Raw genomic sequence first — 16,869 nt, forward strand, 5'->3', positions numbered from 1 at the left:
TTAATTTAAAAATAATAAATTGACAACTTAAAATTATTCTATTAATAATGGACAGTGTATTTTATTTTTATAGTTTAAATTTAATTCCAATAATTTATTGCAATTAAGGGAATAAGTATGTTTGAAGTAAATCCATTTGTTCTGCAGGTGTTAATTTCAAATGTACCAACGGTGCTTACAAATGGATTTATACCAATTTTAAGTTCGTCATTTGGAACATCTTTGCTAAGTTTAGGCATGTTTTTTTTCTTAATGAGAATCGGAAATGTAGTTGGAAGCATTATATCTCCATTAATTCATAATAAATTTGCACCACATAAAATAGGAATTGTGGCAGAATTATTATTTTTTTCTACAACTTCATTAATATTGCTAGCTGTTTTTATAAAGTCAATCGAGTTATTTGTTGTCTGTGCTTTTTTTAAAGGAGTTATTGGTGGAGCTATTTCTATTTTAAGATTCGCATGGTTAAAGCAATTACCTGATTTTCAAAAAACAAGTAGATTAAATTTATTAGCAAATGTGTTAATGCAAGGTTCGTATTGTCTTGTGGGGATTTTTTTATTGATAGCTCCTTCTTTACAAATGGCAAAAGTTGTCCTTGTGCTAGACGCAATTGGCTCATTATTTGGAGCTATAATATTTTGGAAAATGAAGAAATTTAGTAAGATTACAAATAAATCAAAATCAAATAAGTATAAGGAAATGTTTTTATCCTTAATTTCTACTCCAGCACGAAAAGTAATTTTAGTTACTGAAATTTTAGTTTGTGCTGGATTTGGTGGAACAAATATAATGCTTTTTAAATATGGTGAAAATTTTTTTGGTAATGAATATGGTTATGCAATATCATTAATATTATACGGTTCTTTTTATTTTATAGGGGGTAAAATTATTGAATTAAGAAATAAAGGAAATATGATATCTCTAAGTATACCTTTAGTATTAATATCATTGTCAATTATTATTTTATCACTGATTCTTCTTCCGATTTCTAATTCTCTTCCAATGAAAATAGTTTTATTTTCATTGATATTTTTTTGTTATCCACTGATAAGCTTACAAATAAACAGTGAATGGTTTAAAATAAGTAAACCGCATGAAGCAGCAGGTATCTCAGCTGCTGGATTAATATATTCTCAAATTATTTTGGGGATATTTGAAATAATTTATAGTTTTATAAATTATGACAATACAATAAGGGCGCTATTTTTAATCTTAGCAATATTTTTAGTATTATTTTATTCAATACTAAAAAATGCGGAGTTAAAAGAGATTATCAATTAATCATTATGGAGTATATTTAATATGTATAAAATTAATAATTTACAAGAAAAAAAATGCATAAATATGGATCTAGATAAATTAGAATGTATGGATCTAGATAAATTAGAATGTATGGATCTAGATAAATTAGAATGTATGGATCTAGATAAATTAGAATGTATGGATCTAGATAAATTAGAATGTATGGATCTAGATAAATTAGAAATTAAATCGTTTAAATTTTTTGGAACAGTATTATGAGGAAAAGCAATGATATTTCTTGGAGATCCTCATAATGGCCAAAAAAGAGTTTATATCAATGCAGATAATAAAATTTATAAACCTCGCTGTATCTATTGGGAATGGATGTTTTTAGGTAAAAATAGTTTTTTAATTAATCATTTTAAGAATAATTTAATTAATACTAGTGATTTGTATCCTTATTGGTACAGTTTGCTGCCTTCATTGAATTTTTTACCTGATAAAGGTGGTTATTCTTCTGGCTATATTGATTATCAAAAAGTAGAAAAGATAACTCAACCAATTTTAAATGAAAATAATTGGGAGTCATTTGGTGCAATTATAGCATTATTTTCATTTTTTGGAATTACAGACTTGCATTATGAAAATATAATATTTGGAAAGAATATTGATAATGAAATTAAATTTGGTGCCATTGATATTGAATGCATCTTTAATAAATTGCATTTATTATCACAAACTCATTTATTGCCTTTAAATCCAACATTTGATAAAAGTTGCGGTTTATCAAAGTTAAAAGATGTTTTCAATTTAAACCCTAGTGGCTTTTATATATCATCTTTAATATATGGTTATTTGAGCTTTTTTGATATATATAATGATATTTATTTGAAAATACTATATAGTAAGAGAATTCAAAAAAAACCTATTAGAGTAATTCCTTGCAATACTAATATTTATAAAAATTATTTTTATAATAAAAATATTATAAGTAAATCAGAGAAAGAACAATTATTAAGAAATGATATTCCTTATTTCTATAGATATATAGATTCAAAAGAAATTTATTATTATAATATCAATAATGGAAAATACAAATTAGCAGATTTAAATGATGAGATAAAGAAGTTATTAGAAGAAAATATGTTTTCATCAAAAACTCAATTAAATCATATAAAAGAATCATTAAATCTCCTGAAAAAAGCTGGATCATTACAATTATTGAAATATTTAAAACAAGGAAGAGATAATAAAATATATAAAAATTTAAAACTCCTTATAAGAAAAGAATATATTGAAATTGAATTTAAAAATAAATTATGGGGATGTAAATGTTTATAAAATATAAAATGATATTCATAGTGATATTTTTAATTTTTCCTCTTTCCTCATTATCTCAGTCGCATTATAGAAAAAATTTAAATATGATTAATGTTGCTGTGTCAGCATTTCCAGAAACTCTAGATCCGGTTAAGGTTTGGAATTATCAGCATTATTTATTAGTTCAATGTGCTTTTCAGACATTAATTCGTTTTGATGAAAGTGGTTCAATAGTAGGAGATCTTGCTGAGAAATGGGAAATATCAAGTGATAAAAAAATATATACTTTTTATTTAAATAGAAATACAAAATTTCATAATGGGCATTTAGTTACTGCAGATGATGTTGCTTGGAGCATGTCAAGACATTTTTGGCCGAAATCAGAATCAATAACAGGTAGTTACCTTGAAAAAGTTTTAAGCAATTCAAAGTTATTGCAATATGGAGAAATTCATCCAAGTATAAATGTGATAAATGATTATACAATTCAATTTCATTTAAAAAGTGCCTATCCTGCATTGATTTATATATTGAGTATGCCAGCATTTTCTATTCTACAAAAAAGTAATATATCTACAAAAATACCTATTGGATCAGGACCATTAAAAGCAGAGTACTCAAGTGACTCTGAATCACTTATTTTTAAAAGATATGAAAATTATTCTAATATTAAGCCTAGCATTAAAAAAATATCTGTTTTTAAATTGAAATATACTGTAGAAGAAAATGAATTACTAAAAAATAATAATATTGATATTATTATTGGATTTCCAAGAGGAGAAATAGAAAATGTAGTATTACCAGTAGAATATGAGTTAAAAAAAATGAGTGGTTTAATATATACTCATTTATTTTTTAATTTGAGTAAAAATAGATTTAAAAATAAAAATGCGAGAAAATATATAAGTAATGCTATTCAAAAATCTTTCAATAGTTCTTCAGATTTTTCAAAATTCTATTCATATAATCCTTATTATTTTCCCAAAGGAGTTATGCCAATTGAGTATTATAAAAAAAGTGTCAATAGTGATTATGTATTTTCGTCAAAGAAATTAGACTTATTAGAAAATATTAAAATATTAGTGCAAAAAGGGAATATAAATAATAAAATGTTTCAAATATTTGAAGATACTTTTTTAAAGCTAGGAGTTAAAGTAAAATGGAATTTTGTAGATTTAAATTTTATAGACGAAATTAAAAAGAATCAATATGATCTACTAATTGCAGGATATGTTGGGAATTTTCCTGATCCAGATGGATACTTGGATCCGTTAAAAAGTAATAGTATCATTAATTTTGGTAATATTCCTACTGATAGTTTATTTAAAGAATTAGAAAAATATCGTTTTATAAGTGAACCTGTGGAGAGATTACAAAAATATTCTGATTCATTTAAAAGATTTGAAAATGAATTTTATTTCATTCCATTATTTCAAGCTAGTTTACCTATAATTAAAAAGAAGAATATTGTAATACCTGAGGAAAAATTTCGATATGAGGGTGAGCTATGGAAAATATTTTGGAAATAATATATAAGGTACCGTATGAAATTAAATTTTAAAAGAGCAATTTTTTTATTTACTTTTTTGCTTTTTATTTTAGTGTTTATAATATATGCATTGAGCACATTTTTTATTGTTAAGTATACTTTAATTACATCATTTAAAGAAAAAATATTAATGTCTCAAAATTTATTTTCTGATTCAATCAAAAATGACATTTTAACTGGTTTTTACGCTGAAGTATTTAGAAAGTGTAGATTATTTTATGATTCTGGCAGTCTTAAGGCTCTCCAAGTGCATGACTCAAATGGTAATGTAATATGTAATTTTCCAATTAATAAAAATATAACTCATAGTATAGGTTATATTAAAACTAATACATATTTTGATGAAAGGAGGAATCAAGTAGCTTCAACTACAATAGCAAATTATTCAGATTTATCAATAAAAGATGCCTTAATGAAATCAATTTATGCCATTATACTAATTATTGTAGTTACTGCTATTATATTGGCTTTTTTTGTGAACTATATGAGTAAATATTTTGGAAATCCTGTTCAAAATATTTCTTACTTATTACAAAATTCCTCTATTGAAGAAATTGCTGTTCAAAAGATTAGTTTTAAATCAAACTTTTATGAAATAGAAAACTTAATTAACTCTGTAGCATATATGGCTAAAAATATTGTTTCTTCTCAAAAACAATTAGTTCAAAAAACTGAATCTGAAGCTATAGCTAAAGTAGCGTCACAAGTTGTACATGATATACGATCACCTTTGTCAGTTCTAAATATATATTTAAAAAGAATAAGTACTTTGCCAGAAAATGAAAGAGTATTTATTCGTAATGCTACAGAAAGAATTGATGATATTGCAAATAATCTTATTCGTAAACTAAATAAAAAATCTAATTTAAGTGAAAATTCCATTTCTAAAGAGATTATTTCAATATTAATTGACAAAATTGTTTCTGAAAAAAGAGTTCAGTATTCTAATAAAAATATTAAAATCAATGCATTTATTGACAATGATGTGTTAACTCAAACATCTGAAGTAAATAGTTCTAAATTTCAATCGGTTTTATCAAATTTAATTAATAATTCTGTTGAATCAATAAAATATAATGGATATGTGAATGTCTCTTTAAGTATCATCAATAATATTTTTAATGTTAAAATAGAAGATAATGGCTGTGGAATTCCGGAGGAAATTTTACAAAAGGTGAAAGAAGGTGGTCTAACTACTAAAGAAACTGGAAGTGGTATAGGTTTATCAAGCTCAATTGATTTTATAAAGTCTTGGTTTGGAAATCTCAGTATAACTTCAAAAGTAAATGAAGGAACTGTAATTACTATTAAATTGCCGGCTTCAGATTCTCCTAGTTGGCTTCCACAAATTGTTCATTTACAAAAGGATAGTACTTTAGTCATATTTGATGATGATGAGTCAATACATGATGTTATGCGCCATAAATTAAAATCAATAATTAAGCCTGAATATAATATTATTGTTAAACATTTTAAAAACCAATTGCAGTTTATGGATTTTTATAAATCATTTAATCAAAAAGATAAAATATTTTTCTTTTTAGACTTTGAACTTATCGGTTCAAATTTAACGGGAATTGATCTTATTAAAGAGTATGATTTAACAAATAAATCAATTCTTATTACTAGTAGATATGATGATTTTATTGTGCAAGAAAAATGTAAAGAATATGGTATTAAAATACTACCAAAAAGTATTGCTTATTATATTCCTATAGAAATTATTTAGTTTTGACTAAACTTCACTTTATCTGATTCATTATTGAATGATTATTTGATTATAACACATTTTTTATAAACTATATGATAGTGTTAAGCGTTTTTAAAATTAGCTCAAAAAAAATATGCAAAGCTTTTTTCAAAAAATCCAAAATCCGTATATATTATAGATTTAAAGCGCCTTCTTTCCTTTGCGAAAAAGTTGTATTGGGAAATTATCATATACTAATTATTTAATTTAACAAAAAATAAATAATATAGTAATGTGATTTTAATAATATTAAAGCAAATTAATCAAAAAAATGCTCAAATTTTTTTGATTAATTTTTTTTTTCAAATATGATAGCCAGCAGATTTTTAGATTAATACATTTTATTTTTTTATATTTATTAAATATTAGTTAAGTAATTGATATTTAATAGAATATTTTAATTCCTTTAGGAGGATTTAGTGAGCTTCAAACCAGTTTCTTTTGGATTGCTTATTCCTGCTCTACTTAGTTACAATGCTTTTGCAGGTGGCCCAACAATTAATAATAAATGTGCATTAAGTAATATTAAACATCCTAATAATGCAAGTGGGATAGCATTTGATGAAGAATGTACAACTGGGTATGTATTACCTCCTAATATTGGGAAAGTAACAGTATCTGCTGTTCAACAAAATTCAAATTTGGGAATTTGCCCTGCACTAAAGAATGATTTAAAAGCACTGGAAGAAAGTACTAAAGTAAGGTTAATTTTAATAGAAAAAATTAGCAAAATGGTGAAAGACTATGAACCAATTTATAAAGAGAAAGAGAAATTACATTTAAAACTTACAGAGAAAGAATCTGTCTATGATGTAGCTAGCTCAATATATGAAAACGTTAAAACTACAGATAAAAAATATACGGATGAAATTGATGAAGCAAGAGCCACATATTCAAGACAATCGAGGATAGATCCTACTTCTCCAGAAACATTAGCAGCAAAGCAATATTTAGATAAATTAATGAATGACTATAAGTTTTTTTTAGCAACAGTATTTAATAAGGCTGAAGAGAATTATTATCAAGCAAAAAAAGAAAGAAATAAAGCTTCTGATGATTATGTATATCAAAATAATAAGTATGTGGAAGCTATTAAGCCATTATTGGATCTTCAAACATCTGTAGATAATATATCAAGTGCAGCAATTAATTCTTATCAGAGATATGTTATTTTAGAAGGACTTACTGCTCAAGTTATTTTTGATGTAGACACAAATTCATTAGTTCAACAATATCAGCAGTTGAATCAAAATTTAAATCTTCATTGGCAACCAATGTTAATAAAAGATGCAATGTTTAGCAGTTCATTAAAAAACAGCACGGGGGAAGCTGATTCAACTGTTTCTACATTAATAGATGCAAATATTCCTGGATTAAAAGCACAAACTATAAAAAATATTGATTCCTCTAAAACTCCTCCAACACTCAATGATAGTGAGAGTGAAGGTAAATCACCTTTTGGAAGTATTTCTGGAAAAATTAGATTGAATTTAAATGGTGCATGTACTTATTATGAAGATGTAAATAAACCAATTGCTGCAAATAATATAAATAATATTTCTGCAAATTTAGCTTTGAACGTAAATTATACTTATCAACTAAAAGCAAGAAGATCTTTTAAAGCAACTTATAATCTATATAATATGTTTTCTAGAGTAGAACGAAAAACAAGTAATGGAGGATGGTTTTCAACAACAAGTGTAAATTCTGTAATAGAAGATAAAGAATCTAAAGATTGGTTTTCAATTATTTTTGATGGAGATTCTTCTGAGTTTCAATATACTAAACAAGAGCAAGATGAAATAACAAGTCAGGAAAAGATTCTTTTAGTTGATAAAGCTTTAAGGCAATTTGCAATGATTAATTCTGGTTCAACTCCGCCAAGCTTAAATCCTCCTCCTACATCTGGAATTATGTATGCTTCAGCTCAGTTAGGAAGGTGTTATTATTATTATTGCCAAGTTGGTTCTTTTGTACTTGGAACATTTGGTTCAATTTTTGGTAATTCAACAGCAGTATCTGATTTTAAGACAAATACAAATGTTTGGGTAGAAGATAAAGTGAATGGATATCAAATATTAGATAGAAGTTCAACTCTGACATTTTCTAGTAAATTATAAAAAAATGCGATTAAAAAAATGATTTTTTAATCGCATTTTGAAAGGTTTTTTTATGAGATACGTTGATTTTTTTTTAATTTCTTTTTTTTCTATAATTTCATTTAATATTTACGCAGTAAATTATAATTTACAAATACCAGAAAGTTCTGAACCTGTTACTTTTACAATTGACGAATACAATCAAGTCTCTTTTGTTTCTCTTCCAAAAAATCTGACAGGCACAATAAATTTAAAAAGTAATAGTATTGGATCTTTTTATCCATCAGGTATTACAAAAGAAAGTTGTGCACAAATTGAGACGAAAGCCCTTAATGCCGTCAATACAATGTTTCCTGAAACAGTAAGAAATGAACAAAAAAAGTTTGTCAGAAAATTTAATATTGTATTAATAGCGGCTGATTCTGGTATCCATTTTAACTTGGCTACATTCAGAAAAAGAATTCTTGAAAAAGCTGCTGAGATAAAAAATATTGATATATCTAATTTTCAATTAGATAATAGTTTTTCTATTGATAAAATAAATTATATAATTGAATATGATAAAAATGCAATTTCAAACATTATTGGGCTCAAAGAAGAATTTAAGCCGCAAACAGATTTACTTCTTACACAAACTATGTTTACAGGCGGCTCTACTAATTTTGAAATGTCTTTAAGTGATTTAGTATGTGATCTATATTCAGGTAAAGCAAAAATTAAAATGAATTTTTCAGGTAAATTTGGAAAACAAAGTACTGTATCGCAGCTTCTTGAAAACAATGAAATTGTTAATTTATATCAGAATATGTTAACTCATAATTCTGAATACTATGATAATACAGTTTACAATTCAAGAGACAGAAATATGTTGTTATCAGGCTTATATTTAAAAGAATCTTTACAAAAGATAAATCTTGACAATATAGAGCACAAAAAATTTATTGCAATTTTTGAAAGATTAATTTCTCCAGATAATGGTAGAATTATTTTAAATATGGATAATAATAGTTTGTATAAAGCGATGCAGATTCAAGAAATAAATTCAATACCATATAATGCAAAGGTGGTTTATGAGTATCAAAAATAATTTAATAAGATATATTATATAACTATATAAAGAAGAGAATAGAAGGAAATAAAGCATGAAAAAGAAGTATATTTTTTTATTTATATCTATAATATCAATTTCTTTAATTGTCATATATATAAAGAATCACTTAAAGAATGAAATGGTTATAAATAAGAATACTCCTATAACTCAGGTGACGGCAGATCAATCAGTTCATAAAAATGAGATTAAACCAGAAGCTAAAAAAGAAGAAGCACCCGTTATAAATACGATGGAAGATAAGGAAAATACTCCTAATAATTTACAGTTAGCTGAAGAAGAAAAAACTTACTTAGAAAAAAAACTTGATTTAGAAAATGCTGTTGAGAGATTAAATTCAAATAGTTTATCAAAAGAAGAAAGAGAGCAGTACTCAAAAATTTATAAGAGAATAAGTATACTAAAAAGTTATATAATAAATTCAAAACTCAATAGCGTATCAGATAAGTTAAAAGATATTGAAGCACACCATAAAGAAAGACTGCAGCAATATGGTGTGAGTGATACTAAATAGTATTGTTTTTCTAGATGCCTACGGGTGTTGCATCATTTGGAGGAAAATTTGAGAACACACCCTAATTATACTCTTAAGAAGCAAAAAATATCTATCTCCATTGAAAATATTTATTTTATTCTTATATTAATTTATCATGTTTCTACTTATTAAGCACTTTGAAATAGATAAATTTTAACTATAAATTTATAAAATTACAGTTAAATTATAAAAGATAAAAAAATATATATTTTTAAAAAATGTTAGATTATCCGGGAAAAAGAATGATGAAATTACCTCATACAACTTTTGTTAGATTATTTGTTTTAATTAATTTTAAAAAATAAAAAAGAGTTAAAATAATAATCAATATTGAAACTGGAGTATTAATAATATTCAATAATGATATTGGTGGTATTTTATTACTAAATTGATAAATGAAAAAACCACTCAATGGTAAGCTTAATTGAGATATCATTACAATTAATCCGGTGCATTTACCAAGATTTTCTGATGGTATTAACCTAGATCTTTCACTTCGGATAAATATGTTAAAAACACTTATACTTGTAATTAGAATGGAAAATGCAAAAATCATAAAATATAAATTATTTAAATAGCCAAAAAAAATCGCACTAATAGCTATGGAAAAAAGTGAATAACATCCTAAAATTTGGAGATCAATTTTATTTAAAAATGAATTGATAGATATAAGTGTAAATACACAAAAAAATCCAGCAAATATTGAAAAAAATGACAGATAATATAATGGCAATTTTAAAGAAAGTGAAATAATTGGAACAAGAAGAGCTAAAATCATACCATAAATTACATTAATTAGAGTTGAAAAAATGAGAAAATAAATTAATTGAATATTGTTAAAAATAATTCCTCCTGCTTTTAAATTATCTTTAAAAATAGATATGAAAATATTATCACTTGAACGAATGGGAAAATTATCTAAAGAAGAAAAATAATTTTTATTTAATATAAAAAATAATAATGAAAAAAAATAAAAAAAAGCGCCAAATAAAAATATAATATTCATTTGAAAAAAACTTACACATACTCCGGCTATGGCAGGTCCTAATATACTATTTATTTGATTACTTGATTGCATAATTGACTGCGCTTTTTTTAAATCAGTAATTGAAAAATATTTACTAATGGCCGAATCTAAACTAACGAATGAAAATGCATTAAAAATAGATAAAAGAGCAATAAAAAAAATTAATAAGTTAAAGATATCTTGAAATATACTTAAACTCAAAAATATTAGAATAAGAAGCAACATTCTAGAAAACTCTGATATCATAAAGATTTTTTTTGAAGAAATCTTATCGCAAAAGACACCTGCGACGGGTAGACTTAAAACACGAGGAATCCATTCTATTGCAAAAGTTAACCCAGAAAGCGCAATGCTCTGAGTTAATTTAAAAACGATTAAAGGAATTGCATATAAAGTAAATTGATCTCCCAATGTAGAAAAAAATGAACATATAGAAAATTTTTTATAAAATCCTGCTTTCATAAAAAACCTCAAATAGGTTGAATATTTACATCATAAAATATATTTTCAATAAAAGTTCTAACTTCATCAGGACTTTTTCCAACGACCACTCCTGATAAAGGTACTTCATAAGCTTGGTATGTCATATTCTTTGAGGTTTTATTTGATAATTTATTATAGTTGATTAATAATTTAGATTCTACAAATTTTGAAAAACCATCTATCTTTATTCTCGATTCATTATAAATATGACCAGGATAAACAAACCATCCATAAAAATTTTCACTCTCATATGAATGGCTAAAATCAGAAGTATACTTTTCACCTACTCTTAATGCAAGTTCAGCAGAAGGCAAATGAATTTTCGTTTTTCTTTGAAAAGTTTCAACAACATCCGCTCCACCAACTCGGTTTGCAATTTCCAAAAAGATTGCTTCATTGCCTCTTAAAATCCATTCGAGATGAAAACTTCCTTCATTTATTTTTAGTGCACAAATAATTTTTTGAATCCATTCTCTATTCGTAATATCACTATATTGCTGCACTGAACCTAAAGGAAGTTTATTGTAAGCATAATCAAAACAAGTATTAATGTACTTACTAGATACACAACGAAGTATATTACCATTATTTACAATTCCATCAACATGAAATATAGATCCTTCAATAAATTCTTCAAGCTCAAAATCTTCTATATTTTTAATACTTTTTATTTTTGATTCAGATGATTTGGAATCAATTATACTTACTCCTTCGCTTGAAGCTCCTGAGCGTGGCTTTAATATTAATTTATTAAATTTAGATAATATATTCTCTCTATATGATTTATTTTCATAAAACATCTTTAAATTAAAAACTACAGGGATTTTAATATTATTTTTTGCACATTCTTCTTTCATTAAAACCTTATCACGTACAAGCATTGCGCGTGAAAATGAATTTTTATCTCCAATTGAAAGAAAATCGCGTAATTGTGCTGCTTCAAGCAATTCATATTCTGAAAGTGAAATAATATCGTCAAAACCATTAACTTCTTTTGACAAAGATATAACTTGATCTAAATACGTTATTTCAGTATTTCTAATTATTTTATGACAATTCAATTCACTAGGAATTGAAGAGAGGGATGACTCTAATCCAATATAAAAAACACTATGCTTATTATGATTTATGCCTAAATGATAATCAATTTTATGATATGGAATGCGATGTAAAATTAGAATTTTCATTATAAATTATTACCTTATTTTTTTATTTATAATTTCATACCAAATATTTTCTATAGTTCTTGAAATATCAATTATATAATTTCTTTCTTTCTCTGTAATATTTTGAGTAGGAATAAAAAGACATATGCTACCCATAAAGTCAGAATTATTTTGCAAGTCAGAAATGGTTTTTGAATTTTTTTTATGAATAAATATTTCCAAATCAAATATTTCTAAAAAATTTATTTGACTATAAAAACTATTTATATTCAAATGTGACAATATTTGTTCTAGAATGTCATTATTATTTAGATTTTCATATAAAATTCCTGTTTTAGGAGCTTTCAACATTTTAATTGCGCAAATCCCCTTCGGAACAAGCTTGTCTTCAAAATTAGGATTAGTATTTACTAAAAGATCTATCCAGTATTCAAATAAATTAATTCCAAAAACTTTTTCAGCCAAATACCAAATTTTCATACCTGCAGGACGTCGATTAGGTTCAATAATGGCCGCCTTTTGTGAATCAATGTTGACTTTTATCTCATTATGATAAGGGCCTATTAAACGCCCACAGATTTTATTTGCAAAATTTGAAGATAAATGAATAATATTTTCAATATTTTTATCTATTAAAGCTGGGACTATCTGCATGTATTCAACAGGATGTTCTCCTTCTTTATCAGTAAATTTCTCAGTAATAAATTTTAATTTTCCTATTCCGTCTGCAGAAAATTCTCTTTCAAATGATATTGATTCTTCACAAGAGACTCCTGCTTCCAAAAATTGCTCTACCTTTCTAAATGAATTTTCAATTTGTTCTATAGATTTAACTTTAATAATTCCTCTTTTATTACCTTCGCATGCAGCTTTTAAAAAAAATGGGAGTGTGTTTTTTTCTAAAAATAAATCAATATCTATTTTATTATTTACAATACAGAATGAAGGTCTATATAAATAATTTTCAATATTTGATTCTTGTTGTTCTTTTAATCTATATTCAATTTTGGAAAATGCTGCTAGTGCTTTTTCTGATAGATCTGATCTTAGATTATAATGCTCTGCAAGTGCAGAGCCGTTAATAACAGAATTGTCAGAAAATGGTATAATAGCGACAGGATTAATATTCATTTTTTCTATTTGATAGACAGATTTATCAACAAAATATTTATCTAATACCTGTAGGTCAATAACATGATCAGCAAGATTAAAATCTATCTTATTTGGACTTTCTCGAATCAAAATAACATGTAATTTGTATTTATTTCTTATATAATTTGACATTATTTTTACATCATTAAATCTAGTAAGATTATAGTCGATTATAATAACTGAATTAAGCATATTTTATCTCCAATAATTTATTAGATTCAAGCATAATTTTATGAGCCTTTTCATTGTCTATTTCTTTCATATGCCATATAGATTGAGCAATGAAAATTTCTCTTTGAGATTTAGGTGTTAAAATTGGCAATTTTATAAGAATTTGACATTCATTTGGTTCAATTTCAACTTCATTTCTAGAAACGGATAATATTTTTTTATCAGGTTCGCCAAAATAAACTCGGAAAAAAGAAGAAATGCCCTCGTATTTAATCGATTTTATTATTTTTTTATGGAGATTTTCTTCATTACCTAAAATAATATCTAGCCAAATGTCAATTAAATTTATGCCGCTCCATTTTTCAGAGCTTTTATTTATAAAGCTTCCACCAACTCTGCAATTAATTTCAATTATTTCCCATTTATTTATGGATCTTTCATACTTTGCCTCAATATGAAACACACCATTATTTAAAGACAAAATAGAGCAAACATCAGTAATATATTTTATTCCATTTTGTAATTCATTTTCTGTTAATGAAATTGGAGGACAAACACAAGCTGTTTCTAAATTTACAAATCCAGTTTGATGAATAAAATATTTTTCATTTACGGCCAAAATTTGAATTAATTCTTTTGAACATACAACCTCAAAGCTATACTCTTTGCCTTCAATGAAATTTTCTACAATTAAATCAGTTTTTGAATTTATGGTGCCATTAAAATCAAGATCTTTTTCAGCGATAAAGAGATGTTTTATAAGTTCATCATATGTATCATTATCTAATTTTTTTGTTAAAAATGAAGCCATTCCAATTCTAGGTTTAAGAAACATTTTTCTATTTTCTTTTTTTATATATTCTATATTTTCTCTTGTTAATATATATGATTTTATTGAACTTAATCCAAAATCATTTAGTTTCTTTCGCAGAAAATACTTATCTGAAATTTTATTTACATTTTCTTCAGTTAAATCATTAACGCAAATTAATTTATTTGCATAAGCCATAATAGAACGATAACTTTCCCAAACTGAAATACAGCCTAGTAAAAAGTAACCGCTGATGACAAGTTCTTCTATATATTTTTTTATATCAGTTTTATCAAGAAAATTATGTTCGATTATTTTATAATTATCAGTATTATTTTTTAAAAAATTATGTCTATCTAATATACTATTTGAATCAATACTAGAGCTAAGTACAAAACATTTTAAATTTCTAATTTTTATCCATTTAATAGTTTCTTCTAAAAAAGAAAACCCTCTATGGGAAAGAATAATCACCCCTCTGTTCATAATGATCTTCTTTCAATTGTTTCCGAATAGATTTCTTTAAAAAACATCCCTAAAATAGATTGATTTTCATCAATATATTTATAAATATTCTTAATATCAATTTCATCTTTAATAAGGTATCTGATTGTTTTCCATACCTCTCCTGGATGATCATCAAATATATCTGTTTTTGAGTGCGAATTATAGCCTTTTAGTTGTTTTTCGGTTAATTTATTTCTTAATGATTCAATTTTTTTCGGGTCTAATTTAACATTTACATACTCAACTAAATAGGAATATATTACAACTCCTAATGGTCCTTCATGATCCAATAAATAATTAAAATATCCACTTAATAATTTTGTAGATAAATATGGTTCAATCTTAAATATATCTTTTTTATTTACTCCTAATTGTTCTAAATCTGACATGAATAATTCATCATGGATCATTTCTTCCATTTCATAGTTAGCCCAAACCTGAGCAGCTTCCGGTGAGATTTTTGTAATTTCTACTAGTGCCTTTGACTCTACAACCCGAAGTAGCCTAATTCTTAAAACTGTTTCTATTAAAAATCTTTTATAATATCCTAAATGCAAACTTTCTTCTCTTTTAAAATGTTCTGCAAAAGGAATGTTTTGATTAAATTCTTCAATTTTACCGTCTATATAATTATCAATTTCAACGCGTAATAATTTTGAATCTTCTAATGATAAAAATAATTTCTTTCTAGGTAATCCAATGTTTTTGCAACGATTCATTCAAAAATCTCCATTATAATTTAAAAGCCATTAATTAAAACTGCTCGATAGAGAAATACTTTAACTTTTAAAGAGCGTCAAATTTTCACTTTTATAATATGTCATAAAATGTCGTATTTTTTTTAATTCGGAGAAATATTTGCTATTAAAACATATGGTTATAATTGTGACTATATGTTTTAATAGTTTCTAAAATAGGTTACCAAATTAAAATATGATTTCAGATAGATTACCAATAAATATAGAATTTATTTAATATCAACCTTGCTAAATATTTAAAAATCTATTAATAGTTAACTCCTTATTTATGAAAGGTTTCTTCTTGAGTAAAAAATTTTTAGATAAAGAGCATTATTTAATAAGTATGTGGTTCTATCTTGAAAGAGTAAAAAGAAAAGATAGAATATTTAATCATAATCTAGCTAATAAATTTGGATATTCATTAAGACAATTCGAAAGAATTACTAAAGATATTAATGGTAATTATATAAAATCACTTCAGTTACTTCATGATTTTGCTTGTCTCGAAGGAATGACTCTTTCAGAATTTATCTTATTCCTCGAGAATCGTTCAAATGTATTTAAAAATACTGAAGAAGCTAGTTTTCAGATTAAAACACTTTTTTTTATTCTTAATAAAAGGAGATTATCTTTATTTTCAAATCTTATTAAGGAAAAGATTAATTTAAAAAAAAGAGAGAAATATTTTGATCATTTGTTCCTAGTATTTTGCACAATTCTGTATGGTGGTAATTCTCTATTACAGGAAGTATCTGAGTTTATTCTTGAAAGGTCTGCTACCGATGGCAGTAAATCCTTTTATAAGGAAAATTTATAATGAAAATTTTGCAAAAATTAAATATAAATATGTTTCCAAAATTGATAATTTTTTTGGGTTTAAATTTATTCTTATTAACAACTTATATTATCATTTTCATATTAATTAAATTTATTTTATTAAATTCATTTAGTATTATAATTGATTTTAATAGTAATTTAAAAATAGTATCTATTTTCATTTTAATAAGTAATTTTATAATTTTAGGTTATTTCTGTTTAATTTTTCTAAATAAAGCTATTATTAATATTGCTTTATTTGCTTTTTTTTCGATTTTTTATATCGCATTTTTTCCTGGAATTCAGATTTTTGATACGAATAATTCAGTTATTTTTTTTATAGGGTTATTTTCAAAATATTGTTTTAACTTCTTTTTATATCTTTCT

14 protein-coding genes are annotated in these 16,869 nt (G+C 24.9%); 9 read left to right on the top strand and 5 right to left on the bottom strand.

All coding sequences use genetic code 11. The features are described 5' to 3' along the window. The first annotated feature begins 117 nt into the window (after positions 1-117). From GCL57_RS05480 to GCL57_RS05515, 8 genes are all read left to right on the top strand, one after another. Positions 118-1,287, top strand: a complete 1,170-nt coding sequence (locus tag GCL57_RS05480) for an MFS transporter (RefSeq protein ID WP_152212280.1) — start codon at positions 118-120, stop codon at positions 1,285-1,287. Positions 1,288-1,308: 21 nt separating this feature from the next. Then, positions 1,309-1,527 (top strand): hypothetical protein, encoded by a 219-nt coding sequence (locus tag GCL57_RS05485; protein ID WP_152212282.1) that lies wholly within the window; start codon positions 1,309-1,311, stop codon positions 1,525-1,527. A 9-nt stretch (positions 1,528-1,536) separates the two neighbouring features. Further along, positions 1,537-2,589 carry a glycoside hydrolase family protein gene (locus GCL57_RS05490; RefSeq protein ID WP_152212283.1) on the top strand — a complete coding sequence of 351 codons (1,053 nt, stop codon included), beginning with the start codon at positions 1,537-1,539 and terminating at the stop codon, positions 2,587-2,589. Next, positions 2,580-4,097 carry an ABC transporter substrate-binding protein gene (locus tag GCL57_RS05495; protein ID WP_152212284.1) on the top strand — a complete coding sequence of 506 codons (1,518 nt, stop codon included), beginning with the start codon at positions 2,580-2,582 and terminating at the stop codon, positions 4,095-4,097. The genes GCL57_RS05490 and GCL57_RS05495 overlap by 10 nt, the downstream gene beginning before the upstream one ends. 15 nt (positions 4,098-4,112) lie before the next feature. Then, positions 4,113-5,846, top strand: coding sequence for a sensor histidine kinase (locus GCL57_RS05500; RefSeq protein WP_152212286.1), 1,734 nt, complete (start codon positions 4,113-4,115; stop codon positions 5,844-5,846). A 440-nt stretch (positions 5,847-6,286) separates the two neighbouring features. Continuing rightward, complete coding sequence (locus tag GCL57_RS05505) at positions 6,287-7,987, top strand: hypothetical protein (RefSeq protein ID WP_152212287.1); 1,701 nt, start codon at positions 6,287-6,289, stop codon at positions 7,985-7,987. 52 nt (positions 7,988-8,039) lie between these two features. Next, positions 8,040-9,053 carry a hypothetical protein gene (locus tag GCL57_RS05510; RefSeq protein WP_152212289.1) on the top strand — a complete coding sequence of 338 codons (1,014 nt, stop codon included), beginning with the start codon at positions 8,040-8,042 and terminating at the stop codon, positions 9,051-9,053. Between the two features lie 55 nt (positions 9,054-9,108). Further along, positions 9,109-9,588, top strand: a complete 480-nt coding sequence (locus GCL57_RS05515; protein ID WP_152212291.1) for a hypothetical protein — start codon at positions 9,109-9,111, stop codon at positions 9,586-9,588. A gap of 277 nt (positions 9,589-9,865) precedes the next feature. Here the strand turns inward: GCL57_RS05515 and GCL57_RS05520 are convergent, their stop codons facing one another. From GCL57_RS05520 to GCL57_RS05540, 5 genes are read right to left on the bottom strand one after another with little or no spacing between them, the layout of a single operon-like run. Next, positions 9,866-11,098 (bottom strand): MFS transporter, encoded by a 1,233-nt coding sequence (locus GCL57_RS05520; protein ID WP_152212292.1) that lies wholly within the window; start codon positions 11,096-11,098, stop codon positions 9,866-9,868. A gap of 8 nt (positions 11,099-11,106) precedes the next feature. Continuing rightward, the gene (locus GCL57_RS05525; RefSeq protein WP_152212293.1) at positions 11,107-12,306 is read right to left on the bottom strand and encodes an ATP-grasp domain-containing protein; all 1,200 of its coding nucleotides are present in this window, start codon (positions 12,304-12,306) and stop codon (positions 11,107-11,109) included. Positions 12,307-12,315: 9 nt separating this feature from the next. Next, positions 12,316-13,629, bottom strand: a complete 1,314-nt coding sequence (locus GCL57_RS05530) for an ATP-grasp domain-containing protein (protein ID WP_152212294.1) — start codon at positions 13,627-13,629, stop codon at positions 12,316-12,318. Next, positions 13,622-14,905, bottom strand: a complete 1,284-nt coding sequence (locus GCL57_RS05535) for an ATP-grasp domain-containing protein (RefSeq protein ID WP_152212295.1) — start codon at positions 14,903-14,905, stop codon at positions 13,622-13,624. The genes GCL57_RS05530 and GCL57_RS05535 overlap by 8 nt, the downstream gene beginning before the upstream one ends. Further along, a complete protein-coding gene (locus GCL57_RS05540) occupies positions 14,902-15,645 on the bottom strand; it encodes a hypothetical protein (protein ID WP_152212296.1) in 744 nt (247 codons plus the stop codon). Before GCL57_RS05540 ends, GCL57_RS05535 begins: the two co-directional genes overlap by 4 nt. A 322-nt stretch (positions 15,646-15,967) precedes the next feature. Here GCL57_RS05540 and GCL57_RS05545 point away from each other — a divergent pair, with 322 nt between their 5' ends. Beyond that, positions 15,968-16,483: a hypothetical protein gene (locus GCL57_RS05545; protein WP_152212298.1), complete on the top strand. Its 516-nt coding sequence runs from the start codon at positions 15,968-15,970 to the stop codon at positions 16,481-16,483. Positions 16,484-16,869: the final 386 nt, after the last annotated feature.

The organism is Fluviispira multicolorata (assembly GCF_009208585.1).
Classification (GTDB): domain Bacteria; phylum Bdellovibrionota_B; class Oligoflexia; order Silvanigrellales; family Silvanigrellaceae; genus Silvanigrella; species Silvanigrella multicolorata.